The sequence below is a fragment of the Marinobacter sp. genome (assembly GCF_048266785.1).
Classification (GTDB): Bacteria; Pseudomonadota; Gammaproteobacteria; order Pseudomonadales; family Oleiphilaceae; genus Marinobacter.
Genome location: NZ_JBLWYX010000030.1, coordinates 1 through 23765 on the forward strand (window position 1 = coordinate 1; position 23765 = coordinate 23765).

The 23765-nt window shown below is 56.7% G+C and carries 27 protein-coding genes and 2 pseudogenes; 22 read left to right on the forward strand and 7 right to left on the reverse strand.

Annotation, left to right across the window (positions count from 1 at the left end; all coding sequences use genetic code 11):
* Window positions 1-203: 203 nt before the first annotated feature.
* Window positions 204-596 carry a PA3611 family quorum-sensing-regulated virulence factor gene (locus ACN0V1_RS20455; protein WP_014853674.1) on the reverse strand — a complete coding sequence of 131 codons (393 nt, stop codon included), beginning with the start codon at window positions 594-596 and terminating at the stop codon, window positions 204-206.
* Between the two features lie 150 nt (window positions 597-746).
* Between ACN0V1_RS20455 and ACN0V1_RS20460 the strand changes: the two genes are divergently transcribed.
* Window positions 747-1457 carry a tRNA-uridine aminocarboxypropyltransferase gene (locus tag ACN0V1_RS20460; RefSeq protein WP_253162561.1) on the forward strand — a complete coding sequence of 237 codons (711 nt, stop codon included), beginning with the start codon at window positions 747-749 and terminating at the stop codon, window positions 1455-1457.
* Here ACN0V1_RS20460 and ACN0V1_RS20465 read toward each other — a convergent pair.
* A complete protein-coding gene (locus ACN0V1_RS20465; RefSeq protein WP_312226008.1) occupies window positions 1454-2389 on the reverse strand; it encodes a DMT family transporter in 936 nt (311 codons plus the stop codon). The two genes, ACN0V1_RS20460 and ACN0V1_RS20465, sit on opposite strands and share 4 nt — an antisense overlap.
* Before the next feature lie 247 nt (window positions 2390-2636).
* Between ACN0V1_RS20465 and erdR the strand changes: the two genes are divergently transcribed.
* Complete coding sequence (erdR, locus tag ACN0V1_RS20470) at window positions 2637-3287, forward strand: response regulator transcription factor ErdR (RefSeq protein WP_014853671.1); 651 nt, start codon at window positions 2637-2639, stop codon at window positions 3285-3287.
* An 8-nt stretch (window positions 3288-3295) separates the two neighbouring features.
* Here erdR and ACN0V1_RS20475 read toward each other — a convergent pair whose 3' ends face one another.
* Window positions 3296-4222: a LysR family transcriptional regulator gene (locus ACN0V1_RS20475; protein ID WP_014853670.1), complete on the reverse strand. Its 927-nt coding sequence runs from the start codon at window positions 4220-4222 to the stop codon at window positions 3296-3298.
* Window positions 4223-4343: 121 nt separating this feature from the next.
* Here ACN0V1_RS20475 and fpr point away from each other — a divergent pair, with 121 nt between their 5' ends.
* The 13 genes from fpr to ACN0V1_RS20540 all read left to right on the forward strand — a co-directional run bounded on the left by fpr (window position 4344) and on the right by ACN0V1_RS20540 (window position 14613).
* A complete protein-coding gene (fpr, locus tag ACN0V1_RS20480) occupies window positions 4344-5120 on the forward strand; it encodes a ferredoxin-NADP reductase (RefSeq protein WP_058074317.1) in 777 nt (258 codons plus the stop codon).
* 136 nt (window positions 5121-5256) lie between these two features.
* Window positions 5257-7050 carry a recombinase family protein gene (locus ACN0V1_RS20485; protein WP_417546736.1) on the forward strand — a complete coding sequence of 598 codons (1794 nt, stop codon included), beginning with the start codon at window positions 5257-5259 and terminating at the stop codon, window positions 7048-7050.
* A 715-nt stretch (window positions 7051-7765) separates the two neighbouring features.
* Entirely contained in the window at window positions 7766-8089 is a 324-nt protein-coding gene (locus tag ACN0V1_RS20490; protein WP_417546737.1) for a hypothetical protein, read from the forward strand.
* A 504-nt stretch (window positions 8090-8593) separates the two neighbouring features.
* Window positions 8594-8773, forward strand: coding sequence for a hypothetical protein (locus ACN0V1_RS20495; RefSeq protein WP_417546738.1), 180 nt, complete (start codon window positions 8594-8596; stop codon window positions 8771-8773).
* Window positions 8774-8845: 72 nt separating this feature from the next.
* Window positions 8846-9049 carry a hypothetical protein gene (locus ACN0V1_RS20500; protein ID WP_417546739.1) on the forward strand — a complete coding sequence of 68 codons (204 nt, stop codon included), beginning with the start codon at window positions 8846-8848 and terminating at the stop codon, window positions 9047-9049.
* Window positions 9009-10379: a hypothetical protein gene (locus ACN0V1_RS20505; protein ID WP_417546740.1), complete on the forward strand. Its 1371-nt coding sequence runs from the start codon at window positions 9009-9011 to the stop codon at window positions 10377-10379. Before ACN0V1_RS20500 ends, ACN0V1_RS20505 begins: the two co-directional genes overlap by 41 nt.
* A 205-nt stretch (window positions 10380-10584) precedes the next feature.
* The gene (locus tag ACN0V1_RS20510) at window positions 10585-11046 is read left to right on the forward strand and encodes a hypothetical protein (protein ID WP_417546741.1); all 462 of its coding nucleotides are present in this window, start codon (window positions 10585-10587) and stop codon (window positions 11044-11046) included.
* The gene (locus ACN0V1_RS20515) at window positions 11046-11252 is read left to right on the forward strand and encodes a hypothetical protein (RefSeq protein ID WP_417546742.1); all 207 of its coding nucleotides are present in this window, start codon (window positions 11046-11048) and stop codon (window positions 11250-11252) included. The genes ACN0V1_RS20510 and ACN0V1_RS20515 overlap by 1 nt, the downstream gene beginning before the upstream one ends.
* Window positions 11249-11470: a hypothetical protein gene (locus ACN0V1_RS20520; RefSeq protein WP_417546743.1), complete on the forward strand. Its 222-nt coding sequence runs from the start codon at window positions 11249-11251 to the stop codon at window positions 11468-11470. Before ACN0V1_RS20515 ends, ACN0V1_RS20520 begins: the two co-directional genes overlap by 4 nt.
* Window positions 11471-11519: 49 nt before the next feature.
* Window positions 11520-13163, forward strand: a complete 1644-nt coding sequence (locus tag ACN0V1_RS20525) for a tape measure protein (RefSeq protein ID WP_417546744.1) — start codon at window positions 11520-11522, stop codon at window positions 13161-13163.
* Between the two features lie 161 nt (window positions 13164-13324).
* Window positions 13325-13540 carry a hypothetical protein gene (locus ACN0V1_RS20530; RefSeq protein ID WP_417546745.1) on the forward strand — a complete coding sequence of 72 codons (216 nt, stop codon included), beginning with the start codon at window positions 13325-13327 and terminating at the stop codon, window positions 13538-13540.
* Window positions 13537-13869: a hypothetical protein gene (locus ACN0V1_RS20535; RefSeq protein ID WP_417546746.1), complete on the forward strand. Its 333-nt coding sequence runs from the start codon at window positions 13537-13539 to the stop codon at window positions 13867-13869. The genes ACN0V1_RS20530 and ACN0V1_RS20535 overlap by 4 nt, the downstream gene beginning before the upstream one ends.
* 132 nt (window positions 13870-14001) lie before the next feature.
* Window positions 14002-14613 (forward strand): recombinase family protein, encoded by a 612-nt coding sequence (locus ACN0V1_RS20540; protein WP_417546747.1) that lies wholly within the window; start codon window positions 14002-14004, stop codon window positions 14611-14613.
* Window positions 14614-14844: 231 nt separating this feature from the next.
* Here the strand turns inward: ACN0V1_RS20540 and ACN0V1_RS20545 are convergent, their stop codons facing one another.
* The 3 genes and pseudogenes from ACN0V1_RS20545 to ACN0V1_RS20555 all read right to left on the reverse strand — a co-directional run bounded on the left by ACN0V1_RS20545 (window position 14845) and on the right by ACN0V1_RS20555 (window position 16043).
* Window positions 14845-15303, reverse strand: coding sequence for a hypothetical protein (locus ACN0V1_RS20545; protein ID WP_417546749.1), 459 nt, complete (start codon window positions 15301-15303; stop codon window positions 14845-14847).
* A gap of 45 nt (window positions 15304-15348) precedes the next feature.
* Window positions 15349-15429: pseudogene (locus ACN0V1_RS20550) on the reverse strand (zinc ribbon domain-containing protein); the annotation flags it as partial.
* Window positions 15430-15548: 119 nt separating this feature from the next.
* Window positions 15549-16043 carry a YchJ family protein gene (locus ACN0V1_RS20555; RefSeq protein WP_417546748.1) on the reverse strand — a complete coding sequence of 165 codons (495 nt, stop codon included), beginning with the start codon at window positions 16041-16043 and terminating at the stop codon, window positions 15549-15551.
* A 422-nt stretch (window positions 16044-16465) separates the two neighbouring features.
* Between ACN0V1_RS20555 and ACN0V1_RS20560 the strand changes: the two genes are divergently transcribed.
* The 5 genes from ACN0V1_RS20560 (at window position 16466) to pdxH (ending at window position 22089) form a co-directional block, all read left to right on the forward strand.
* The gene (locus ACN0V1_RS20560; RefSeq protein WP_058074318.1) at window positions 16466-17068 is read left to right on the forward strand and encodes an OmpA family protein; all 603 of its coding nucleotides are present in this window, start codon (window positions 16466-16468) and stop codon (window positions 17066-17068) included.
* Window positions 17069-17258: 190 nt separating this feature from the next.
* Window positions 17259-19403 (forward strand): ATP-dependent DNA helicase DinG, encoded by a 2145-nt coding sequence (dinG, locus tag ACN0V1_RS20565; RefSeq protein ID WP_014853666.1) that lies wholly within the window; start codon window positions 17259-17261, stop codon window positions 19401-19403.
* Between the two features lie 17 nt (window positions 19404-19420).
* On the forward strand, window positions 19421-20569 hold the full coding sequence (locus ACN0V1_RS20570; RefSeq protein WP_312909950.1) for a serine hydrolase domain-containing protein: 1149 nt from the start codon (window positions 19421-19423) through the stop codon (window positions 20567-20569).
* 137 nt (window positions 20570-20706) lie between these two features.
* The gene (locus tag ACN0V1_RS20575) at window positions 20707-21342 is read left to right on the forward strand and encodes an OmpA family protein (RefSeq protein ID WP_058074321.1); all 636 of its coding nucleotides are present in this window, start codon (window positions 20707-20709) and stop codon (window positions 21340-21342) included.
* A gap of 99 nt (window positions 21343-21441) precedes the next feature.
* Window positions 21442-22089: a pyridoxamine 5'-phosphate oxidase gene (gene pdxH, locus ACN0V1_RS20580; RefSeq protein WP_014853663.1), complete on the forward strand. Its 648-nt coding sequence runs from the start codon at window positions 21442-21444 to the stop codon at window positions 22087-22089.
* A gap of 38 nt (window positions 22090-22127) precedes the next feature.
* Here the strand turns inward: pdxH and ACN0V1_RS20585 are convergent, their stop codons facing one another.
* Complete coding sequence (locus tag ACN0V1_RS20585; protein WP_014853662.1) at window positions 22128-22364, reverse strand: hypothetical protein; 237 nt, start codon at window positions 22362-22364, stop codon at window positions 22128-22130.
* A gap of 182 nt (window positions 22365-22546) precedes the next feature.
* Between ACN0V1_RS20585 and ACN0V1_RS20590 the strand changes: the two genes are divergently transcribed.
* Both ACN0V1_RS20590 and ACN0V1_RS20595 read left to right on the forward strand, forming a co-directional pair.
* Window positions 22547-23005, forward strand: a complete 459-nt coding sequence (locus tag ACN0V1_RS20590; RefSeq protein WP_058074323.1) for a glycine zipper 2TM domain-containing protein — start codon at window positions 22547-22549, stop codon at window positions 23003-23005.
* 310 nt (window positions 23006-23315) lie between these two features.
* Window positions 23316-23765: pseudogene (locus ACN0V1_RS20595) on the forward strand (monovalent cation/H+ antiporter subunit A); the annotation flags it as partial.

The window sequence follows — 23765 nt, forward strand, 5'->3', positions numbered from 1 at the left end:
AGCTTTTCATGGCCTTCGAAACCCAGTACCTGCAGGTCGGTTTCGACGCCGGAAATGGCGAGGGTGATATGCGCTTGATTGGCATCCAGCATGCCTTGGCCTCCATCCTTGAGTCAGGCGAAGGCCGAAGGTTGACCGACCTGGACGCCCGTTTCAACGAGGGCGGGGCGGCAGCATGATGGGAATCACGTTTCTTCGGAATCCTAGCAATCGGAGGCCTTGTAACGCTCGGTGGTGATCGGCTTGTTGCTCTCGTATTCGCTGAATTCGAAGCGCAGGACCGCGCCTTGCTCCATCAGCAGGCGCAGGCCGTCGTTGCTGCAGACGCTGGCGGCGAGCTGGGTGCGAACATCCTTGGGGTTATCACGCATTTGCGCCGCGTGCCGGGGCTGGACGCTGAGGTGGTTGACGAGCTCGTTACCCTCCACGCTGTAGCCGACGTCGAGGATGTCGGAATTGATGGCGCGGGGTGTGCCGACGCTGCTTTCGCGCGCGACCTTGTCCAGAAGCTGGCCCAGCTGCTGTTCCTGCAGGGAAGCGGCGTGGGCGGCGGGCCATGCGAGGCATAAAGTGAGCAGGGTAGTCAGACGGTACATGGTGATCTCCTAGGCTTCGTCGTGGCCGCATGAGAAACGGCAGCAGACGCAAGTGACTGCCGTCGTTCGACCGGAAGCCTCCGGTGCGGTTCAGTCGCAGGGCGGATGGCCTGCTAGAATGCGCCTCCCTCGAAACAGAGCAGCCCGTTCATGCCCCATGCCGTAGCCCGCCTGCGCGACCAGCGCCTGGCCCTCAGCAGCAAACCCTTCGTGGCGCGCGGCTCACGCGCGCCCCGTTGCAGTCGCTGCCGAGTGTTGCCGAGCCATTGCCTGTGCGCCTGGCAGCCTCGCCTGGAGGGCTTGCATTGCGGCGTGTGCCTGCTGATGCACGACGTGGAACCGCTCAAACCGAGTAACACCGGCTGGCTGATCGCCGACGTGGTGCCCGACACCTACGCCTTCACCTGGCAGCGAACCCATGTGGAGCCGGCGCTGCTGGCGCTACTGGCCGATCCCCAATGGCAGCCCTTCGTGGTCTTCCCGGGTGAATATGCCGAGCCGGAGCGGGTGGTGACGCACGTTGAGCCAATCCCAGGCAAGCGCCCGCTGTTCATTCTGCTCGACGCGACCTGGACCGAAGCGCGCAAGATGTTTCGCAAGAGCCCCTACCTGAACGGCTTGCCGGTGCTGAGCCTGCAATCGGAGCTGGTCTCGCGCTACCGGCTTCGTCGCTCCAAGCGCAGCGAACACCTCTGCACGGCCGAGGTGGCGGCGCTGTGCCTGGGGCTGGCGGGCGACGAGGATGCTGCCGGGCAACTGGATGCCTGGCTCGACGTGTTCACCGATCACTACCTGGCCGCCAAGTACCAGCGTGTGCCCAGCCTCGACGACGAGGCACACCGGCGGTTGTCGGCGGACTAGGCCGGTCTGCCATCGCCCGAGGTGGGGACCGCCGGCGCAGGGTCGAGTACGTCCGACGGTTTGCGTGGCCAGAGCTGGGCGATGAGCATGCCGATGAACATCAGGGTGCAGCCGGCGTAGCCGCGCAGGCTGAGGCTTTCGTCGAGGAAGATCGCGCCGGCGATGGCGGCGAATACCGCTTCGAGCGAGAGGATGATCGCTGCGTGCGAGGCGATGGCATGCTTCTGCGCCACGACCTGGAGCGTATAGCCCACGCCCACGGCGAACACGCCGCCGTAGACCAGCGCCGGTGTCGCCAGCCAGATCTGCTCAAGGCTGGTTTCTTCGAATACCGCGGCCAGGATCAGGCTGACCACCGCGCAGGTGACGAATTGCAGGAAGGCCAGACGGATGGCGTCGTGGCGGCCAACGAAGAAGCTCACGAGCAGTACGTGCAGCCCCCAGACGAAGGCGCCGGCGAGCTGTATCCAGTCGCCGGAGGCGACCTGGAAATTCTCGCCGATGCTCAGCAGCGCCATGCCGGCTACGGCCAGCACCGCGCCGAGCCAGGTGCCCATGCCGGTCTTCTGCCCGATGATCATCCCCAGCAGCGGTACGACGATGACGTAGAGGCCCGTGATGAACCCCGAGTTGGTGACGCTGGTGAAGAGCAGACCCACTTGTTGCAGGTTGATCCCCAGCGTCAGCGCCAACCCCATCAGCAGGCCGCCGAGCAGCAGGCCACGCTCACTGAACGGCGCATGCGCGAGCGGTCCCCGGCTTTGCTGCAGCAGCAAGGGCAGCAGCGCAAGGGCGCCCAGTGCGAAACGCAGGCCGGTGAAAAGGAACGGGCCGATGTGGTCCATGCCGAGCCGCTGGGCCACGAATCCGGTTCCCCAGATCATCGCGGTGATCAGCATCAGGATGTCGGCACGAAGGGCTTGGCTGCGCATGTTTTAGCTCGTCGGGAAAAAAGGACGCAGACTTTGCAATAAAGCAAGGCGCTTGACCACTTATTCCCGGGTCGGCATGCTGACGCCGCTTGACTAAAGTATGAGTGCAAAGGATGAATTTCGGTTGATGGCCATATACCATCATTCCGGTCCGGCACTTGAACGACAGTTCGAGTCTTGCCGGTTCAGCCCGGCATCGGCTCGCCCGCCGATGAAAGCGCCAATAAAAAAACTACAGGTCTGCCAAATGGCTGCTTACGAAATAATCATCGCCGACGATCATCCGCTGTTCCGTAGCGCGCTTCAGCAAGCGCTGACGCTTGGCCTGAGCGATAACGTTCACCTGGTCGAGGCGGCGAGCATCGCCGAGCTGGAGACGCTCCTCGAGCAGGGGGCGGAATGGGATCTGGTGCTGCTGGATCTGAACATGCCCGGGGCTTACGGCTTTTCCGGCCTGGTGCTGCTTCGCGGGCAGTATCCGCAATTGCCGGTGGTGATGATATCGGCGCAGGAAGACGCTTCGGTCGTCGCGCGCGCTCGCGAATTCGGCGCCAGCGGTTTCATTCCCAAATCCAGTTCGCTGGAAGCCATCCAGGAAGCGGTGCGCGCAGTGCTTGACGGCGATGTGTGGTGGCCGAGCAATATCGAGGATGCTTCCCATGTCAGCGCCGAAGCCAAGGCGGCCAGCGCCGGGCTCGCCAGCCTGACACCGCAGCAGTTCCGTGTGCTGACGATGGTCTGCGACGGGCTGCTGAACAAGCAGATCGCTTACGAGCTGAGCGTTTCGGAAGCTACCATCAAGGCGCACGTCACGGCGATCTTCCGCAAGCTGGGTGTACGCACCCGCACCCAGGCTGCGCTGCTGCTGCAGCAGATGGGCTCGATCCCGACCAACTGAAGCCCGGCTCAGGCGATCACGGGCAGGACGATTTCGTCACTGCGTCGAATGCCGGCGGTGAGCGTCTGGCACTGCTCGATGAATTCGCGCATCGCCGCCGTCTGGTACTTCTGCGAGTGCCAGATGAAGAAGAATTGCCGGGTCAGGTCCAGCTCCGGCGTCTCCACTGGCACCAGGCTGCCCCGGCGAAACGCATCGCGTAGCGCTAGGCGCGAAATGCAGCTGATACCCAGACCGGACTCGACGGCCCGCTTGATGGCTTCGGTGTGTTCCAGCTCGAGACGGATATTGAGCTTGGTGGGGCGATGGCGCATGGCCTGATCGAAGGTCAATCGGGTACCCGAGCCCTGCTCACGAAGAATCCAGGCTTCGTCGATCAGGTCGTCGATCCGCGCGGTGCCCCGACGCGCCAGCGGATGCTGCGGTGCACAGAACACCACCAGCTCATCCTCCACCCAGGGCAGCACCTCGATATCGGGATGCTGACAGTTGCCTTCGATCAGACCCAGATCAAGTTCATGCAGGGCAACCTGCCGGACAATGTGCGCAGTGTTGTGCACATGCAGGCTGACTCGGCACTCGGGGTGGCGCTGCATGAAGCCGCCGATCAGTTGCGTGGCCAGGTAATTGCCCACCGTCAGCGTCGCACCGACGTTCAGCGAGCCGAAGCCGGTCTTGCCGGCCAGCAGGTCCTCGATGGCCTTGGCCTGGTCGAGCAGGGCGACCACCTGTGGCAGCAACTGCCGGCCCAATGCGTTCAGCCACAAGCGCTTGCCGGCGCGATCGAACAGCTGGCAACCGGATTGCCGTTCCAGTTCAGCCAGTGATGTGCTGGTCGCGGACTGCGACAGGGACAGGCTCTCGGCGGCACGGGAAACGCTTTGTTGGCGCGCGATCGAGGCGAAGACCTGGAGTTGACGCAAAGTAAAATGCATATCTATATAACCGATAAGACATATTTTAATTATCTGCTTACCGAATATTAGTGGGCGCTATAAACTAGCGCAATCACTGCCTTTGCCCACCGTCGGCACGCGAGTTAGAGGAAATCAGTAAGTGAGCAATCTGAATGTAGAACGGGTCCTGAGCGTTCATCACTGGAACGACACGCTGTTCAGCTTCAAGACCACTCGTAACCCTGGGTTGCGCTTCGAGAACGGCCAGTTCGTGATGATCGGGCTGGAAGTGGGTGGCCGCCCGTTGATGCGCGCCTACAGCATCGCGAGCCCCAACTATGAAGAGCATCTGGAGTTCTTCAGCATCAAGGTGCCCGATGGTCCCTTGACGTCACGTCTGCAGCATCTGCAGGAAGGCGATTCGCTGATGGTCAGCCGCAAGCCGACCGGCACGCTGGTGCTCGACGACCTGCTGCCGGGCAAGCACCTGTATCTGCTGAGCACGGGCACCGGCCTGGCGCCTTTCATGAGCGTGATCCAGGACCCGGAAACCTACGAGCGTTTCGAGAAGGTGGTGCTGGTCCACGGCGTGCGCTACGTCAACGAGGTGGCCTATCGCGAATTCATCACCGAGCTGCTGCCGCAGAACGAATACTTCGGTGAGGCGCTGAAGGAAAAGCTGATCTATTACCCCACCGTTACCCGTGAGCCGTTCGAGAACCAGGGCCGCCTGACCGACCTGATGCGCAGCGGCAAGCTGTTCAGCGACATCGGCCTGCCGCCGATCAACCCGGAAGACGACCGCGCGATGATCTGCGGCAGCCCGAGCATGCTGACCGACACCAGCGCGGTGCTCGACAGCTTCGGCCTGAAGGCATCGCCGCGCATGGGCGACCCGGGGCACTATCTGATCGAGCGGGCCTTCGTCGAGAAGTAAGGGTTGCAGGAAAACATGCCGATCCGGAAAAGCCGAGCCGATGTGCTCGGCTTTCTCGTTTCGGGTTTATAGATAGGCGGCGCAACACTTCTTCACATTCTGGCACAATCCACCCATCTAGCAGGGAGGGTGCATTGTGTCTGCCAACCAGAAGCCACGGGCTTACTCATACATCAGGTTTTCCAATGCTACGCAGGCAGCGGGGGACAGCTACCGCCGTCAGCGCGAGGCAGCAGAGGCTTATTGCACACAGCACGGCCTAGAACTTGTCGATGCCAAGGAATACAGCTTCTTCGATCAAGGAAGGTCGGCGTACAAGGCACGGCACCTTGACGATACGGGGGAGCTGGCTCGATTCCTTGCGTTTGTGCAGGACGGCACCATTCCCAAAGGAAGCACACTCCTAGTCGAAAGCCTCGACCGTCTCAGCCGGGAGCGGGTTAAGGACGCTCTACCTCGTTTTCTCGACCTGTTGAATCAGGGAATCAACGTAGTGACGTTGGCAGACGGAAGACTCTACACATCGGCCTATAACGAACTCGATCTGATTATCTCGATTGTCCAGATGAGCAGGGCGCACGAAGAGTCAGCCACCAAAGGCAAGCGAGTGTCAGCAGCGTGGCGACGTAAGCAGGACAGCGCCCGTACAGAATCACTACCTATCGGCAAGCTGCGCCCTCTGTGGCTCGATTACACACCGGATGGCTACATACCCAACCCCGAACGGGTAGAGGTCGTTCAGCGCATCTACAAGCTCGCTCAGGACGGGTACGGTCACAGGGCGATAGCCGCTCAACTAAACCAAAGTGGTGTCCCTTCTTTCAGTGCTGATAGGAAGAACGCTTCCGGCTTGTGGGCAAATAGTGGCATTGCTCGGACGTTGAGTAATCGTGCCGTGCTTGGCGAGTACCAACCGCACCAATTTATCGACGGTAAGCGTGTTCCAGTCGGAGCACCCATCACAGGTTTCTATCCTCCGATCATCACTGAGGATGAGTTCTACGCAGCTCAACAGGCTGTCTCGTCTCGCCGTCAGTCGCAGGCTACTAAACCCGGTAAACGATTCAATGTCTGGCAAGGTGTATCGCAGTGCGGCATCTGCGAAGGACCGATGCACATCAGCAAACGGGGGAACTCCCGCATCTTGCGGTGCTTCCGAAACATCCAAGGTCTATGCCCAGCGAAGCCGATCTTGCTGCCGCGTAGTGAAGAGGTGTTCCGGGAAATATTGGCGAAGGTTGATAGCCTCGCGCTGGTACAGAGCAATCAAGGGAAGCTGCAACGTCAGATCGCAGTATGTGATGGCAGGATCGCGGAGGCGCAAGAGCGGATTGAATCGCTGCAATCTCAGATTTTAAATCTAAGCGGTGCTCTTCCGGTTTCAATCATCTCTGTTATGCAACGCCTCGAAGAAGATTTGTCCAGGCACCAGCAGGAACGAGATTCTCTGAAAGAAGATATTGCTCGCGAGCAGATCATAAACAAGGACGAATTCTTCAGTCGTCTCGATCTGGTGTCATATGAGGGGAGGGCACGTGCTAACAGTTTGCTGAAGAGCTTGAATGTTGAGGTGGCGATAGAGCGGATTGGCGAGCTACGGGGAAAGAAAGCACCTGTCCATTACCGAGTATCTAAGGAAGGTTTGCCAATATTCTCGTTCCTTGATACTTCCGGTGAACTTGAGTTCCTGCCGCTCACTACGCCAAGCATTGCGATAGCCGAGGTACAAGGGGAGGTTATCAGACCCGAGTTCCATCAGTATGTGCTCACACGTGAACGCCAGTTCGCTTGGGAAGCGTCAGAGCGCACGCGCCTTGAGGAGCTGTGCAAGACATCCAGCTTCAAAGATGTAGCATCAGCGGAAGGGATAAGCGTTAGAGAACTAAAACGTATCTTGGCGGGGGAGAGGTCTAACAGAAGTGCCCCGTAATTCGATTGTTTCCCGTAGTTTTGATGGTGTAAATCGCCGTTCTCGTTTTAGCCTTGTGCCTATGCAGGTAGAAGACAGCGAAGATTGAACACACTACTTTTCCCTATATACATTTATTTAACTACTACTATTGCAAAATAGAAAAAGTAGTGTAATATCCTCCCTTCACCTTTGAATTTTACGAGTAGCCTCCTCTTGGAGATAGCTGCTCTTTCGTGCGTCTGCTATTTGGCAAGTATTAGCAGCATGACCGTTCGTCGGAAATGAATATAAGACAAAGTTAGCTCATTAAGCTGAAACCCACTGTATATGCGGCATTGGCAACTAAGGTGACAACTAACGCAAGTTAGAATGATAAATTAATACTTGACAAACATGAACTTTCGTGGGAGAATGAGATGAAGGTAGAGCTTTAAGTTGGCGGGCTGAAAAAATTACCCGCGAGACTTCTCCACTCTCCCGAAACACCCAAGCTTGTGCAATGCGAGCTTTACAGATTCCTCCTAAACCACCCCAGCTTGTTTCTCCTCTTCTTGTGCTGTGGTGGCTTTCAAAAAAGCCCCGATGGGCTTCTAACTCGCTATCAATTTGTGCACACCCTCTTGGGTGTTTGGTGCGTGTTAGTTTCTTTTATTCCTGTGAAGGCGTTCTCGAAAGAGCTACGCCTTTTTTATTGGTTTTTTTATGAATCTATTACTTATTAGGAGATTCGACTATGGCAATAACTCGTCGTTGTGTTTGGTGTTCAACACAATTCACCGCAAACAGGCAACACGCAAAATTATGTGGAAATACCTGTACTGTAGCTTGGCACAGATTCAAGAAAGCAAACTTATACTGGCTGACATCTAAAGAAGCGTTTGAGGTGTTGAGTAATATGGCACAGGAAGGCAGGCATCCTAACCCGCTGTTTGCACCGGCCCACAGAGCATTTAAAGAATTGGAGGCTGATGTATACGCAAGTGCTTCAGAGGCATTATCTAAATACAACAGCCTCTTAGAAAAGGTTATCGAATACGGACAAGAGGAGGAGCGATAAAATTAACGACCGCTACACCCTCTTTTACTAAGGGTTTTCACCCCTTAAATCGTTAAATCTACACAAACCCCACCCATTACAGGCTTTGTCTGTTCTGCGTGGTTCTATTGCCAAAATATAAGGAAACAATCATATGAGAAATTGCATCATCTGCAACAAAGAGTTCGAACCGGTTCGTAGCAATCACAGAAAATGTAGCAACCTCTGTTGCGTTAGGCACTATCAAGAGCGTTTGAAAGCTAAAGAAAAGTTTTCAGCAATTCTGAAACAGCTAAAGAGTCCAGAAGCCTTGGAGATGTTGAATCAGGAATTGGAGCGAATGTTGGAGGCAACCCCATATGCCGCGATCTGAAATCTATATAGGATCGCTTGCCTACTCCAAAGAATTGCTGCTGATTGAGCTTGAACTTCTGAACAAGCTACAACGGCTGAGCCTAAGGGAAGGTACATCTGTATCAGAAACCATAAACAATCTACTTAATAAGCAATTGAAGGATAAAAACAATGAGTAAGCCAAACGAAATTTTCTTTAAGCCGGTTACGTGGCGATGGCTGTTTGATCGCAGCCAAATCAAAGGTATCTCTGTGCAATCTAATGTCGCTCACTTGGCCGACCGAGTAAGGCAGCTACGGCAGGGTGAGATTACAGAAGACGATCTTCTTTTGTTTATCTACAACCTGTAGTAACTACACGCTACAACACATTAGCCTCCGTCCTTAGTGCCACGTAGCTTCCAGCCATTAAAGAGGTGAACAATGAAACTGAAACTATCAGAGAGAGCAGAGCGAGAGCTTGTAGCACTGCACGAAAGTGCTGGAGAGCAAGTCAGCCTTACGCACTTTCTAAACACTCTCATCAGTAAAGAGTATGCAGCGATGCAAGCTATAAATAACATCCCACCAATAGAGGATTGTAATAATGGTTCAACGAAACAAAGTATGCCAACACTGCAACATTGAGTTCACTACCAGCCAATACGCAGCTAAATACTGCTCCGTTAAGTGCCGTACTCAATCCCGTAACACTAAGACAGCATCCAAGCGAATTGCCAATCTTCCGTGCTCCGATGAATGGTTGTGGGTCAGTCGTGAATGCAAGCGCGCTGGCACAGTAGAGATTTTAACGGATGTTGATCTGGTAGAACTGTTCTCGGTCTATCGTCGTCGCTTCAAATGCTATGGTTGGAACGAAGACAAACAGAAGTCAAAGTTCCACCTCTGCCACATTAGTCCCGCTCAAGGTAGGGACACTGTAGGTCTTCTTCACCACCAGAATCTGTTCATTGGCGGCAGTCTTGCCAATCAAGTGCATGGTGCTACAGCGGTAGAGGGTGCAGGTCTTTGTATTAAGCGCAGCAGCTTGAAGAACAAGTGGCTTGTAGATGATAAAGCTACAGATAAAGCTGTGCTGAGCAAGGTTAAATCGTTTCTGGGTAAAAAGTTGGTTGAGTATGCCAAGACCCACCCTATTCGTAAGAGTCAGCGGTTTGGGTTGGGAAAGAAGATCAAGACGGAATTTCCTAAGTGTGAGGTTCCTCTGGCTGAGCTGGAACGTATGGGCATGACCGCCCTTCGCAAGCTGTATGCGTCGCTACAAGAGCAGGAGTTGTACACGCTACGTCTCACCCCACGCCGTACCCTTTGCGTCTATGTGGAGGAGCTGGAGCGCTTCGCTGAGCATTGCTCAGACCCTACCAAGAGCAGTGATTATGCCTTTACGGCTGCTGCTGTTCGGTGCGTGGCTCTATGGGTGATGAATCAACGTGGTGAAGAAGGTTTCGGAGCTATCGGTGGTGAAGCCTACGGGTGCTGGTTCAACCCTGTACGCCTGAAGCCGGGACAAGATGGTAGCAACCTGCGCGACTTCGCGGCCTTCACTGCATTCAGTGTCCTGCAAGGTGCCAAGCCTGATCGAAAGCTAATCAGCAATACGCTCCGCAAGTACCTGGAGCTGGTCAGCTTGGATCATCACGATTCGAGGAACGATCACGGTGATGACTGGCTGGTTCACGCCTCGTGGGTCGTTGAAGACATTGAAGTATTTATCCAGCAGACAGAGAAGAATAAAGACGCTCTGAACACTGTTGGCCTGATTGACGGTGAGTTTTTGTATTGGTGGCTTGAGAGTCGCAAAGAAGCTCTACAGATTGCCAGCTTCTACGAAGAACGAGAGTTCACCGAGTGCCGATCAGAGTTCGATTACCCAGACAATTACTTTCAGGTTGAGGATGACTATGTGCCAAGCCCGCCTGTTGAGCCTTGGTATGATCCAGAGTTAGTACCGTTCTAAACTAAAACTTAACAACGCATATAGTCATTACAGTTAACAATACATCGTGCTCTAAGCCCCGTCTTTACTGGCTCTCAGCCTACTGACCTTAGCAACACAAACTAAATACTAAAGCTTTTGCTCTTCACACGAAGTGCAGATAACGGGCTTCTATGCCCACAACAACGCCATAACGGCAATAACTTAAAATTGAGGAAACAATATTATGAAGACCAACGTAGTTAAACTGAACACTTTCACTTTCAACCAAGAAGAGCTTGATCGCCGCACTAACCGAGCTATCGAGAACTTTAAAACCACGCTTCACGCGCTTGACGTAATCCAGTTGCCATTTTCCGTTGCAATCGACGCCATTGTCGAAGCAGCTCTAAGTGGTAAGAAACTTTCTAAATATCGAAAGCCCCAGCTCCACGGTTCTATCGTTTTCTGCTACTTCGAAAAAGAGAACATCGAACACTTGTTGGAAGAAGTTGCGGAACAAGAGAAGGAGAAATACTTGGCAGAGCTGGAAGCTGAGAAACAGCGAAACCTCGAATTGCTGGCAGAACAACTGTATCAGCAGGAAAAAGCGAAGAAGATTAAAGCTGAGCAAGAGAAAGAACAGAAAGCACGAGATCAAGCCAAACGAGATGCCATCGATTACTTCAACAGCTTGGAGGCTAAATAATGAACCTTACCGAACAGCTACTGATGAAGAAATATTATCCAGAGGTCGTAAAGCAACAAGAAGAAGCCGAAGCAAAGCGCAAGTCTGAACTCCTCGCCTTTGTTGAAGGAATGGTTGCTGCTCTTGAACAAGAGAAAGAGACTAAACAAAGCAAAGTGCTCTTTAAAAGCAACGATGGCCCTTGGGCTGAAGGGGGCCGCCAATGATGAATGGTAAACGCCTGATGGCAGTGCTTGAGAAGAAAGCAAAAGAAAAAGCTCTTGCTCCTACAATTCCGACGCCCTCTCCTAAGCAGGAAAAAAAGTATTCCTTCGCTGAATTGCAGTGGGCGATTGATTTGGTGATGGAGGCGCATTTAGAAAGTTTAAAGCCGAAGCTGACGACAACAGATCGCATTATCCAACAAAGACTCGGATTGATCTAAACAACACAGGGGAGCTTCGGCTCCCTTTGTTTTTACAAGGATAAGAACAATGATCGTATCGAAATACACAATTTCAGTTGGAATTAACTTCCCAAAGTCAGAAATCAGGAAAATTGACTTCCAACTAAAAGCTCTTGAGAAACGGTTTCAAGCCTTCGGCAAGAATATGGCCACGAGCTTTGCCAAAACGCTGACGCTTCCTGAATTGAAAGTTAAGAAGCTTACACTTGACAGTTTAGGCGCTCAACGCACCCTTCAAACTGACTTGAACCGCATTGGTCGGCTGTTGCAGGTTCCAATCGGCAACGTGCAGTTGGACCAAGCGCGTATTAATAAGCAGCTTCAAGGTGTTATGACACGTGCAGCTTCAGCAGCTCGAATTAATATCCGTACTATTCAGGGGAGTCACGGAGGATCAAATATTCACTACCCCTCTCACCTCGGTGTGCCACGAGGTTTTGACGCTTTCAGTGGGGGTTTTGGTGGAGCTGGGGCCGCTGGCTTTCTCCCTCGTGTTGGCCCTGTGGGAATGGGCGCAGCAGGAGTAGCAGCAGCAGGCATGTATGCAGGAACTAAAGTCAATCAAGCTCGTGAGCTTATGTCCTCAAGGGAGATGCAGCGGCTGCAACTTGAAATCGCTGTAGGTGGTTCAGAGGAAAGACGACAAAGTAGTATTGATGCCCTTATTGGACTTGCTAACAAGCTTGGTACAGTGGCGGAAACGCAAGTCGATGGCTATAGCAAATTTATGAAGCAAGCGCAGTTGAGTATGAAGCTTACAGCTCAACAGGGTTTCAACTTGTATCAGAATATGGGCATCGCCACGAAAGGTAATGGCGGTGACGATATGTCGATACAAAGACAGGCATATGCGTTGCAGCAAATAGGGGGCCTTGGATATCTGCGTGCTGAAGAATTAAACCAGCAGTTAGCCGATAGCAACCCCGCTATTCGCAGTTACATTATCAAAGCTTGGGAAGAGCGCACGGGACAGAGCGGTGTAGACAAGTTTCTCAAAGCGATGAGCAAACGAGAGGTTAGCTTTAACGATGTAATGAGGGGTTATGAACTGGCAGCAAAGGACGCAGCCGGGAAGGTGGAAGAGCTTTCAAATACTATTCAAGGTGAGTCAGCACGTCTACAGAATGCAAAGTTTGCTGAAGAGCTTGAGCGTACAAAGGGCGCTATGGGTGAAGCCTCACGCCAGTTTGTACAATCTCAGCAAGAGCTTCACGAGGCAATGGAACCCCTGCGGGATTCGTTCTATTCCGTAGCCGCAGCATCGACAAGCCTTGCAGCACGTCTTATTTCTTGGGGTGTTAAGCAATCTCAAAGTGCCCCGGCCGTAAACGGCGAGGCAAGTAACGAGCAACGGTCTGAAAACCCTTGGTCAAGCTCTACAGGACGCGGAATGTTCTCTGTACCAGATGCACGAGCCATCAAGCAGCCGTCATACCCGCAATTCGTATCCCCTTTGATCCCTGAGCAAAAAGAATGGGAGAAGTCTCGGTTTATTCCATCTGTTGATAGCCTGATGTCTTCTACATCAAGCAAGGTGGTAAATAGCAATCCTGTTATCAATCAAACATTCAATGTCAATGGTGTTGATAGCTTTGAATTCAAAAGTCTATTCCAGAACGAGTTTAGGAACGTTATAGAAACAACGATGCTTCAATACTCTGAGAAAGAGTAATTGTTATGAAGTAACACATGATCAATCACACAAGTTTGGGCATAGCTGGCATGGAAGCTGGCACCTCCCTATCCGCTACACCCCGCATATCCACTATTCAAACAGTTGTTTGAGTTAAGCCGTTTTGTCCTCAAATCCCAAATAAAATAAGGAGAGAATCAATGATTCGCCTGATAACGGCTGTTCTGCTGACAGCCATCACGTTTCACCTATTCACCCTAGAGCGCCAAGTAAGCCAATCCGTAGTCACGGTGCAGCATCAGAGCCAAGAAATTGATGCACGCCTGTCTAAGCAGAGCGAACGGATAGACACGCTCAGCAATGAGATACGCAATCGTCTGAACGTCATCGAAGCCCGTCAGAGGGCCACGCGATGAGCGATCTTTCGTATATGTGGTTGGTGCTCAAGCCAGCTTCGGGCCTTACGCCAACGCTACTATTGGAATCTTGGGAACCTGTCTCGATTGACGTGCAAGAAATGTCAGAGGCAGGCACGTACAGCGTCCTGTTCAGCACGAGAAAACCGGGGCAGTTCTTCTACACGTGGCAAGAGTCGATCCGTGGCCAGTGGCTGCGCCTTGGGTGGGCTAACGAAGCTATGTTCTTCCCAAGCCAACTCACCTATCCGAACACCCGCGAAGGCTTGAACGAATTCGTCACCGCCTACCGCAAGGGGATGAAGGTTCACCAGCTCAGCGAATCCTGACTTCCACGTCTATCATTTGAGTCTACTCAAAAGGTAGAGCGATAACCGCCTGTCTGCCCCTATCAATATCCCTCTGTTAAATAGCTAAACGATAGATTATCATTGACCTATCAATTCAGAGGCCAAACGATAATGAACACCCACATCTACCTCCGCGCTTCAACCAAGGATCAGGATGCCGAGCGAGCATTGGCATTGCTCCAAGCCTTCGCCAGCGATCACAACCTTAATGTCGTCGCCACACACGCCGAGAATGTCAGCGGAACCACTCTTGAGCGCCCGGCGCTGAACACCCTTCTGAATAGTGCCAAAGCTGGGGATGTGCTTCTGGTGGAATCGGTAGATCGTCTCTCTCGCCTTTCTCAGACGGATTGGGCCAAGCTGAAGACGGTGATACAGGACAAGGGATTGAAGCTCGTAGTGGCTGACCTACCAACGAGTCATATGCTGGTTGATGATAAGGGAATCACAGGTCAGATCATGCAGGTTATCAACGCCATGCTGATTGACCTGATGGCTACGATGGCTCGCCTCGATCAAGAGAAGCGCGTGGAGCGTATCAAGCAAGGTCTAGCGAACAAGCGTGCGGCAGGCGAGAAGGTGGGTGGTAAGGCTCGGAACGAGAAGAAGTGGGCAGAGATTCGCAAACACCTACAGAACCCCACGCTTACGGTGGAGCAGGTAGCCAAGCTGTGTGGTGTGGGTGTGGCTACTGTATATCGGGTGAAGAAGACCCCAGCCTGATTGGATCGGTACTCAAGAAAGCCCCTTCGGGGGCTTCTTTCGTTCTGGTGTACCCAGCGTGACGATATTTTGGATTTTGGTCACTAGTACTGTGCTAGAAATCTACCCCGACTAAGCGCTACGACCCTAGCGACAAGGTTTCAGAATCTACAACAGCCCTTGGGATATTTTCCCACAGCACCAATCTTGGCTTGATCGTGCAATGGCTACCCCGTCTGGCGGGGAATAGTGTTATCGGAGCGTTGCTCTTTCCCCAGAGTACGGAAGGAAGCACCCTCCAGCGCTCTTCATCAAAAAGCGCACAGTGATTACCTGCCCCTTCTGCAGATCGTAGCCAGCTCGCTTGTCTTGAAAGTCTACGGATAGGTCTTGAAGACCCTGACCATCGATGTTCAGCGAAGCGCTATCAGCCTCAACCAATTCAATGCGGCCAGACCAAGTCATCCATCGATTACGGAAACGGTCATTGAATATGTCGTCTTTCTTGTCGTCACTGAAGGTACTGGCGCAGCCCACCAGTCGATCAACCTCATCGTAGCTGGCATGGCTATCGATGTAGCTAGGCTCTGACTGTGAAGAAGCGGAAGCGGGCGTTGAGCTACTTGTTCTGTCATTGGCAAGCCAACCAAGCACGGTGAGGCCTACAAATCCCCAAAACACGATAATCGCCAGCTTTTTAAATGGCCCCACCCGTTTCTTTGCGGGCGCTCGTTCCAGATCAGCCTGTCCGTGCTTCGCAGGCGCCCCACAGTGCGGACACGCGGCAGCGATTGAGCTGATTTGCTTCCCGCATTCATAACATTCGATCAGAGCCATTTTTCGCCCTCCTTTGCGACGTAAGGTCTTAGCCTACCTGTCCTGACGGCATTTTGTAATCACTACGAAACGACGCATAAAGAGGAGCGCCCCCTCCTCAGAAGGTCGATTAAAGGCCGCTAAGAATTGAGTGCAAAGTAGCAGCACTTCTTGAATTTCTGACCGCTGCCGCAAGGGCAGGGGTCATTGCGACCGGCGCGCAAGGGCACGCTCGGATCGATGAAGTACCAGCGCCCGTCATGCTGCACGAAGGCCGAGCGCTCGTGCTGCGCATGTTCGCCCTGTCCGTCGTGCCAGCGGGCAATGAAGCTCACCAGCGCATGCTCCGGCTGCCCGCCGAATACCTGGCTTTCCTCGACTTCCAGGCCCAGCCAGGTACTGGCCATGCTCCAGTCGCGCATCGCCTGCAGGTCCAGAGCGGCTTGCTGGGCCGGCAACGTGGTCGCCTGCAGGTAATCGATCAAGCCAAGCACATAGGCGCTGTAGCGCGATCGCATCAGCAACTGCGCACTGGGCGCCGGCTGGCCGGCATGGAAGCGGCCGCAGCAGTCGGCCAGCGTATTCGAGCTGCCGCAAGGGCAGTTGCCTATCTGTGTCGTTTCGACGTCGTTCATTCGTTTATCGATAATTATCAGCCGTTGTGGATTTGTCCGGTGCGCCCGTCTTCGACCGGATCGGAACCTGCTTGTAGCCAAGCGGGTCGTAAATGAAGAGTGTCATGAGCTGTTCATGTTTCAAACCGCAACTTCACTTGCGCCTCGATGCGTCGGGCTTGGTCGGTACGGCGTACTTGTCGCGGTACATGGGGGCGGGTTGTTCGCAGCCGAGTCGTGATCCTCGTTAGCTGATTTAGCAATGCCGATATGAAGACGCCCAGGGCCGGTTGCAGTAAAGACTAGCGTGGTGACCCATGTCGGCCTAATCTCGATATACCCGGAGCCAGTATTTTGCCTTCGCGAAAATACCGCTCTGGCCGATCCCACAGTAGGAGGCTTTACCGATGAGTAGCTTACGGACAGCAGTACCCGTCATCGTCATGACCACTTTCCTGGCCGGTTGTGCAGGGGTGCAGAAACAGGACTGGCCCACCTGTGCCGCCGTCGGGGGTGTGAGTGGCGCTGCATTGGGCGCGATAGAAAGCAGCACTTACGCCGGTTGGGGTGCATTGATCGGCGGTGGTGTGGCAGCTGCCTATTGCTGGGCCAACGGTACCGAAGAGCAGACCGTCGCGGTGGTGGAAACCGTCGAGCCGATTCCGACCGCCGAGGTCGAGCCCGAGCCGGTTGCCGAAGCGGTGCGTGTCGAGCTGGATGTGAAGTTCGATTTCGACCGCGCAGAAGTGAAGTCGGGCAGCTACGACGATATCCGCAACCTGGCCGACTTCATGAAGGAATACGGGCAGACCTCCACGGTCGTCGAAGGTCATACCGACTCCGTCGGCACCGATGCCTACAACCAGCGTCTTTCCGAGCGTCGTGCCAATGCGGTGCGCGATGTGCTGGTCAATCAGCACGGCTTGGACAGCAGCCGTATCGAAGCGGTTGGTTATGGCGAATCGCGTCCGGTAGCCGATAACGCGACCGAAGAAGGCCGGGCGATCAACCGTCGTGTGGAAGCGGAAGTCGAAGCGCGTCCTTAACGGCAGAACGATGGTTCAGGAGCCGGGCATTCATGCCCGGCTTCTTATTTTTGAGCTGACGATCGGCGGGCTTGTGCACCGTCCATACGGCGGGGCGACGAGGCGGGGCAAATCTTCAGTGGCGGAGGGGGAAACGCGCGTTATCATAGCCACCCCTCGAAACACTGAAAATATATACAGCTCTTCGCCCATGCTTAGTACCGAACTCAAATCCCAGATCCAGGGCGCCTACTCGCGTTTCCTCGAGGCCAAGGGCCTCAAGCCGCGCTATGGGCAACGGCTGATGATTGCCGAAGTGACCAAGGTCCTGGGCGCGATCAAGGCCGACGACGAAGGCCGCCGCGACGGTGAGCCCGCGGTGGTCGCGGTGGAGGCGGGTACCGGTACGGGCAAGACCGTGGCCTATAGCCTGGCCGCGATTCCCACCGCCAAAGCAGCCGGCAAGCGCCTGGTGATCGCCACGGCGACCGTGGCCCTGCAGGAGCAGATCGTCCACAAGGATCTGCCCGACCTGATGCGCAACAGCGGGCTCAACTTCAGCTTCGCTCTGGCAAAGGGGCGGGGGCGCTATCTGTGCCTGTCCAAGCTCGACACGCTGTTGCAGGAAGGCGAGGCGCAGAGCGCCACCGCGCAACTCTTCGAAGAGGAGGGCTTTCGCCTCGATGTCGACGAGCGCAGTCAGAAGCTGTTCGGCAGCATGATCGAAAAACTCGCCGGCAATCGCTGGGACGGCGATCGCGACACCTGGCCGGAAGAGCTGGCCGACCCGGACTGGGCGCGGCTGACCACCGATCACAGCCAGTGTACCGGTCGGCATTGCCCGAATTTCCAGCAGTGCGCCTTCTACAAGGCGCGCGAAGGCATGACCAAGGTCGATGTGATCGTCACCAACCACGACATGGTGCTGGCGGACCTGGCGCTGGGGGGCGGCGCGGTGCTGCCCGACCCGCGCGACACCATCTACGTGTTCGACGAAGGCCACCACCTGCCGGACAAGGCCATCGGCCACTTTGCCCATTTCACGCGTCTGCGCTCCACCGCCGACTGGCTGGGGCAGGTCGAGAAGAACCTGACCAAGTTGCTGGCCCAGCATCCGCTGCCAGGCGATTTGGGGCGCCTGATCGAGGCCGTGCCGGAGCTGGCGCGCGATCTGCGGGCGCAGCAGCAGTTCATGTTCAGCGCCTGCGAACAGCTGGCCGACTTCAAGCCCGGCGAGGACATGGAGGGCCGCGAGCGTCCGCGTCACCGCTTCGTCGGTGGTGTGGTGCCCGAGCACCTGATCGAATTGGGCACCGAGTTGAAGAAGGGTTTTGCCAAGCTGACCGACCTGTTCACGCGTCTTGCCGAACTGCTCAAGGAGGCGATGGATGGCGAGAGCGGTGTCGGCATCGCCAGCCACCAGGCGGAGGAATGGTATCCGCTGTTCGGCAGCCTGCTGACCCGCGCCCAGGGCAACTGGGAGCTTTGGACCGCCTTCACCGTGGAAGACCCCGAGGACAGCCCGCCGATGGCACGCTGGCTGACCCTGGCCGACGGCGGAGCGCTGTTCGACATCGAGGTCAATGCGAGCCCGATCCTGGCGGCCGAAACGCTGCGGCGCAATCTCTGGAACGTCGCCTACGGAGCCCTGGCGACCTCCGCCACGCTGACCGCGCTGAACAGTTTCGACCGCTATCGCATGCGCGCCGGCCTGCCGCGTTCGGCGGTGACGGCGGTGGTGCCGAGCCCCTTCCACCATGCCGACGCCGGCATGCTGCGGGTGCCCGACCTCGATGCCGATCCGCGCGATGCGGCGGCGCACACGGCGGCGATCATCCGCGAACTGCCGCGCCTGGTGGAGGGTTCGCGAGGTACGCTGGTGCTGTTTTCCTCACGCCGGCAGATGCAGGATGTGTTCGACGGGCTGGATCGTGACTGGCGCCGGCGCGTGTTCATCCAGGGCAACCTGTCCAAGCAGGAGACACTCAACAAGCACAAGGCGCGTGTGGACGACGGCGAATCCAGCGTGCTGTTCGGGCTTGCCAGTTTCGCCGAGGGCGTCGACCTGCCGGGCGCCTATTGCGAGCACGTGGTGATCGCCAAGATTCCCTTCGCCGTCCCGGATGACCCAGTGGAAGCGGCGCTGGCCGAATGGATCGAGGCGCGTGGCGGCAACCCTTTCATGGAAATCGCCGTCCCGGATGCCTCGCTGCGACTGGTGCAAGCCTGTGGACGCCTGCTGCGGACCGAGGAAGATCGCGGCACCATCACCCTGCTCGACCGGCGCGTGGTCACCCAGCGCTACGGCAAGGCGATACTCAATGCACTGCCGCCGTTCAGGCGTCACATCGAATAGAGCGAAGGGGACCGGGATTGGACATTCAAGGATATTTCGATCTTCGTTTCGAAGCGGTCAGGGAGGCGTTCGGCGAACTGTTCGAACAGACTGCGCAACGCGGTGCGGCAGTATGCGTCCAGCTGGGTGGCGAAACCGTCGTCGACCTGTGGGCCGGCATGGCCGACAACGCCGGCGAGGAGGTGTGGCAGCAGGACACCTTGGTCAATCTGTTTTCCTGCACCAAGACCTTCACGGCGGTAGCGGCGTTGCAACTGGTGGCCGAGGGCAAGCTGGAACACGACAGTCCGGTGGCCCGGATCTGGCCGGAATTCGCCGCCAACGGCAAGCAGGACATAACCTTGCGCCAGTTGCTCAGCCACCAGGCGGGCCTGCCGGCGATCCGCGAGCCGCTGCCGCCGGAAGCGCTCTACGACTGGGAAAGCATGACGCGCGCGCTGGCCGCCGAACGCCCCTGGTGGACACCCGGCGAAGGGCACGGCTATGCGGCCATTACCTATGGCTGGTTGCTGGGCGAGTTGATCAGGCGAGCCGACGGGCGCGAGCCGGGGGAGGCCATCGTCGCGCGCGCTGCCCGCTCCTGTGGCCTGGATTTTCATCTGGGGCTCGCTGACAGCGACTTCCAGCGTGTGGCCTATCTGACCCGGATGAAGAACGATTTCGGCGATGCCGCGGCGCAGCGCCTGTTCAAGGCCACGCTGAGCCAGCCTGAATCGCTCAGTGCCCGCGCATTCAACAATCCGCCCTCGATCATGACCAGTGGCAACAAGCCTGAATGGCGGCGCATGGCGCAGCCGGCGGCGAACGGGCACGGCAATGCCAGGTCGCTTGCCGGGTTCTACAGCGCCTTGCTCCAGGGGCGGCTGCTCGACGACGCCTTGCTGGCGGAGATGACCCGTGAGCATTGCCTGGGTGAGGATCGCACGCTACTGACGCGGACCCGGTTTGCGCTGGGGTGCTGGCTCGATCAGCCGGATGTGGAGAACGCCACCTTCGGGGTCGGGCCGCGTGCTTTCGGTCATCCCGGAGCGGGAGGTTGCATCGGCTTCGCCGATCCGGAGCGCGAACTGGCGTTCGGTTTCGTCACCAACACCATGGGACCCTACGTGCTGATGGACCCTCGCGCCCAGAAGCTGGCGCGAGTCGTGCGGCGTTGCCTGGGTTGAGCCACTCGTCGGTTTCAGGGGCGAAGACTTTTCATAACAATGACCTGCGTCCACAATTTGAGCCAGATCCTTGCATTAAGCTGCGACTTTCCTGATCGCGACGCTGCGCTCGTACCCGTCTTCAATGGAATCTGCACATGAAACTGCTGAACTGCGCTTCCCTGATGCTTTGCATGATCGTCGCCGGCTGCAGCTCCACCGGCGACAAGTCGAGTGAAGCGGCGGTCGCCCCGGTGGCCAAGGTCGATTCGGCCTGGCTGGATGATTACGAACCGCGGCTGCGGGATGCACTGAAGGACAGCCGGTTCGAACTGGAGCGTCGCGAAGAGGGCGTGCTGGTCGTGACCGCTCCGGTGGATGCCTCCTTCAATCCGGATCGTCCCGGTATGCTGCTGCCGGCCACGCTCGGCCCCATCAGCCGCGTCGCAAAACTGGTGGAGGGCGATGAGAAGACCGCGGTGATCGTGCTCGGCCATGCCGACAGTACCGGCTCCATCGAGATCAATCAGACCATCAGTCGCCAGCGTGCGGGCGCGGTGGCGGCGATCTTCCGCCTCAGCGGCCTGAAGCATGACCGTCTGCGCATCCGCGGCGTCGGTTCCGACATGCCGCGTGCCTCCAACGAGCACGAGGAAGGGCGCGCGCTCAACCGTCGTGTCGAGATGGTGCTGGCGCCACAAACCACGCTGCTGGCGCTGATCGCCCAGTACAATCAGGCCCCGACTCCAACTCCGGCTGCGGCGGAAGCCACTCAGGTCGCCGTTGCGAAGTAAGCACGGCTGCCGTTAGTTCCAGCTGCTTTGCCTTGAATCAAGTGAGGCGAACGGCCAGGCAGGCTAAGCTTTCAGCTCGACCGTTTCAGGAAGCTTGTGATGACCCAGACTCTGGCTGATATGCGCCGCGATTACACCCGTGACGGGCTCAGCGAGGCGAATGCCCCCGATGATCCCTTGAGTCTGTTCCGGCAATGGTTCGACGATGCCGTGCAGACCGAGCAACTGCCGGTGGAGCCGAACGCCATGACGCTGGCCACCGTCGATGCCGAAGGGCGCCCGCATTGCCGGGTGCTTTTGCTCAAGGCGCTGGACGATCGCGGTTTCAGCTTTTTCAGCAACTACGAAAGCGACAAGGCGAGGCAATTGGAGGCCAACCCGCTGGCTGCCATGACCTTCTTCTGGCCGACCCTGGAGCGCCAGGTGCGTATCGAGGGACGGGTAGAGAAGCTGGCGGCGCAGGAGTCGGATGCCTACTACCAGGTCCGTCCCTTGGGTAGCCGTCTCGGTGCCTGGGCGTCACCGCAGAGCCGGGTCATCCGTGATCGTGCGGAGTTGGAGCGGAGCCTGGCCGAGACAGAGCAGCGTTTCCTCGAGCAGATGCCGCATCGCCCGCCGCACTGGGGCGGTTATCTGCTGCTGCCAGAGCGTATGGAGTTCTGGCAGGGCCGTCCGAGCCGGCTGCATGATCGGCTCAATTATCTGCGTATCGCCAACGACTGGCAGCGAGAGCGTCTCGCTCCCTGATCGCCGCACTGGCCGGCTTTCGTCGCCTCACGCCGATTTCAGCGTGGGGCGTAGCCGTCCAGTTCACGTCTCAACCAGCTCTCCAGCTCCTTCCTCCGAACACCCTCGGCTTTCGCTTGCGCCAGGCGCTCCAGTGCCCAGGCGCGCTTTTGCGGATCATTGCCGGCCAGCGAAAGCGCCAGATCCCGATCCGCCCACCGTCTGAATCGAACGAACAGCCAGCCATGGAAAGCCAGCCCGGCCAGGGTGGTGACGGCTATGATGAAGTAGTCCATGCAAATGAATCTCGTATACGACTTAGGCAGGGCGGATCATGCGGGGCGGGAGCGTGTGGCGTAAAGTAGCGTCCAATGGAGACGGATGCTGAACCAGACAGAGGGACTCTGCCAAGCGTTCCATCGCCGCAGGCGCCTGCCTGGCGACCGGGATCATCAATTCGCGACTCAGGAGCACACCAATGCGTAACGCCATTTTCATCGCATCGTTCACCGCTATGGCTCTTGCTACGGGTTGTACTTCCAACCTGACCGGCGACAGTTATTCCCGTGACGAGGCGCGTACCGTGCAGACCGTTCGTTACGGAACCATCGAGTCGTTGCGCCCGGTCAAGCTCGAGGGCACCAAGACCCCCATCGGCACCGGCGCAGGTGCGGTAGTGGGAGGCATCGCCGGTAGCGGCGTCGGCGGCGGCCGTGGCAGCGCCGTGGCTGCGGTGATCGGCGCCGTGGCCGGCGGCATGCTGGGGGCGGCTGCCGAGGAGGGCATCACCCGTGCGCAGGGCGTCGAAATCACCGTCCGTGAAGATGACGGCAATATGCGCGCCTATGTCCAGGAAGTGGAGCCCAACCAGGTGTTTCGGGTGGGGCAGCGGGTTCGCATCATGACCGTCAACGGAACCAGCCGGATAGCGCCATAAGGCAACGGCGCTCGAGCCTGCCGCGCAGACTGGTCGCTTCATCGACGTCTCCGCGTACGGCGAGGGTGTGCCGGAGATGAGGCTGATGGTCCGCCGGTAGCTTGGCGGGCCGACATCTGTTTTTTCTTATCTGTCAGGTGGTTGGAGCTGACAGCGGGCCAGCTTTTTGTTTTTCAAAATGCACGATTTCAGGACGCTGGCCTGGGCAATATGGATAATCGGCCCGCTGCACTTTTTATGGCTTTGGGCCGAAAGCTGGTCTGCCAGGGAAAACATGCCTACGTTTTGTCGGCTTAAAGGGGTTTAGGTCATGGCGCTTGCGCTGATAATCGCTCTGCCATTCTTGGGGATCTTCCTGCCTCTGTTGCTGGAGCGTACCGGGAGATCTGCCTGCGCATTCGGCGCCGGGCTGGCGCCTCTGGCGGCGCTGGTTCTGCTGTTGTCGAAGCGCGAAGAGGTGTTCGCAGGCGAAACGGAAATCCAGACGTTGCCATGGCTGCCCGAGTTGGGGTTGAACCTCAGTCTGCGACTCGACGGACTGGGCTTCCTGTTCGCCCTGCTGATTCTCGGCATCGGGCTGCTGGTCATCCTTTATGCGCGCTATTACCTGTCGAAGAAAGACCCGATGGGCCGCTTCTTCGGGTACTTCCTGCTCTTCATGGGCTCCATGCTGGGCGTGGTGCTTTCTGAAAACCTCCTGCTGATGCTGATGTTCTGGGAGCTGACGAGCCTGTCGTCGTTCCTGCTGATCGGCTACTGG

Bases quoted from the DNA above. Each gene is read 5' to 3' on its own strand.
- ACN0V1_RS20460 (WP_253162561.1), top strand. From the start codon at position 747: ATGCCCCATGCCGTAGCCCGCCTGCGCGACCAGCGCCTGGCCCTCAGC.
- ACN0V1_RS20510 (WP_417546741.1), top strand. From the start codon at position 10,585: ATGAAGACCAACGTAGTTAAACTGAACACTTTCACTTTCAACCAAGAA.
- ACN0V1_RS20505 (WP_417546740.1), top strand. From the start codon at position 9,009: ATGGTTCAACGAAACAAAGTATGCCAACACTGCAACATTGAGTTCACT.
- ACN0V1_RS20515 (WP_417546742.1), top strand. From the start codon at position 11,046: ATGAACCTTACCGAACAGCTACTGATGAAGAAATATTATCCAGAGGTC.
- ACN0V1_RS20490 (WP_417546737.1), top strand. From the start codon at position 7,766: ATGGCAATAACTCGTCGTTGTGTTTGGTGTTCAACACAATTCACCGCA.
- ACN0V1_RS20575 (WP_058074321.1), top strand. From the start codon at position 20,707: ATGAAACTGCTGAACTGCGCTTCCCTGATGCTTTGCATGATCGTCGCC.
- ACN0V1_RS20475 (WP_014853670.1), bottom strand. From the start codon at position 4,222: ATGCATTTTACTTTGCGTCAACTCCAGGTCTTCGCCTCGATCGCGCGC.
- ACN0V1_RS20465 (WP_312226008.1), bottom strand. From the start codon at position 2,389: ATGCGCAGCCAAGCCCTTCGTGCCGACATCCTGATGCTGATCACCGCG.
- ACN0V1_RS20555 (WP_417546748.1), bottom strand. From the start codon at position 16,043: ATGAACGACGTCGAAACGACACAGATAGGCAACTGCCCTTGCGGCAGC.
- dinG (WP_014853666.1), top strand. From the start codon at position 17,259: ATGCTTAGTACCGAACTCAAATCCCAGATCCAGGGCGCCTACTCGCGT.
- ACN0V1_RS20540 (WP_417546747.1), top strand. From the start codon at position 14,002: ATGAACACCCACATCTACCTCCGCGCTTCAACCAAGGATCAGGATGCC.
- ACN0V1_RS20535 (WP_417546746.1), top strand. From the start codon at position 13,537: ATGAGCGATCTTTCGTATATGTGGTTGGTGCTCAAGCCAGCTTCGGGC.
- ACN0V1_RS20530 (WP_417546745.1), top strand. From the start codon at position 13,325: ATGATTCGCCTGATAACGGCTGTTCTGCTGACAGCCATCACGTTTCAC.
- ACN0V1_RS20525 (WP_417546744.1), top strand. From the start codon at position 11,520: ATGATCGTATCGAAATACACAATTTCAGTTGGAATTAACTTCCCAAAG.
- ACN0V1_RS20585 (WP_014853662.1), bottom strand. From the start codon at position 22,364: ATGGACTACTTCATCATAGCCGTCACCACCCTGGCCGGGCTGGCTTTC.
- ACN0V1_RS20560 (WP_058074318.1), top strand. From the start codon at position 16,466: ATGACCACTTTCCTGGCCGGTTGTGCAGGGGTGCAGAAACAGGACTGG.
- ACN0V1_RS20455 (WP_014853674.1), bottom strand. From the start codon at position 596: ATGTACCGTCTGACTACCCTGCTCACTTTATGCCTCGCATGGCCCGCC.
- ACN0V1_RS20500 (WP_417546739.1), top strand. From the start codon at position 8,846: ATGAAACTGAAACTATCAGAGAGAGCAGAGCGAGAGCTTGTAGCACTG.
- ACN0V1_RS20590 (WP_058074323.1), top strand. From the start codon at position 22,547: ATGCGTAACGCCATTTTCATCGCATCGTTCACCGCTATGGCTCTTGCT.
- erdR (WP_014853671.1), top strand. From the start codon at position 2,637: ATGGCTGCTTACGAAATAATCATCGCCGACGATCATCCGCTGTTCCGT.
- ACN0V1_RS20495 (WP_417546738.1), top strand. From the start codon at position 8,594: ATGAGTAAGCCAAACGAAATTTTCTTTAAGCCGGTTACGTGGCGATGG.
- pdxH (WP_014853663.1), top strand. From the start codon at position 21,442: ATGACCCAGACTCTGGCTGATATGCGCCGCGATTACACCCGTGACGGG.
- ACN0V1_RS20520 (WP_417546743.1), top strand. From the start codon at position 11,249: ATGATGAATGGTAAACGCCTGATGGCAGTGCTTGAGAAGAAAGCAAAA.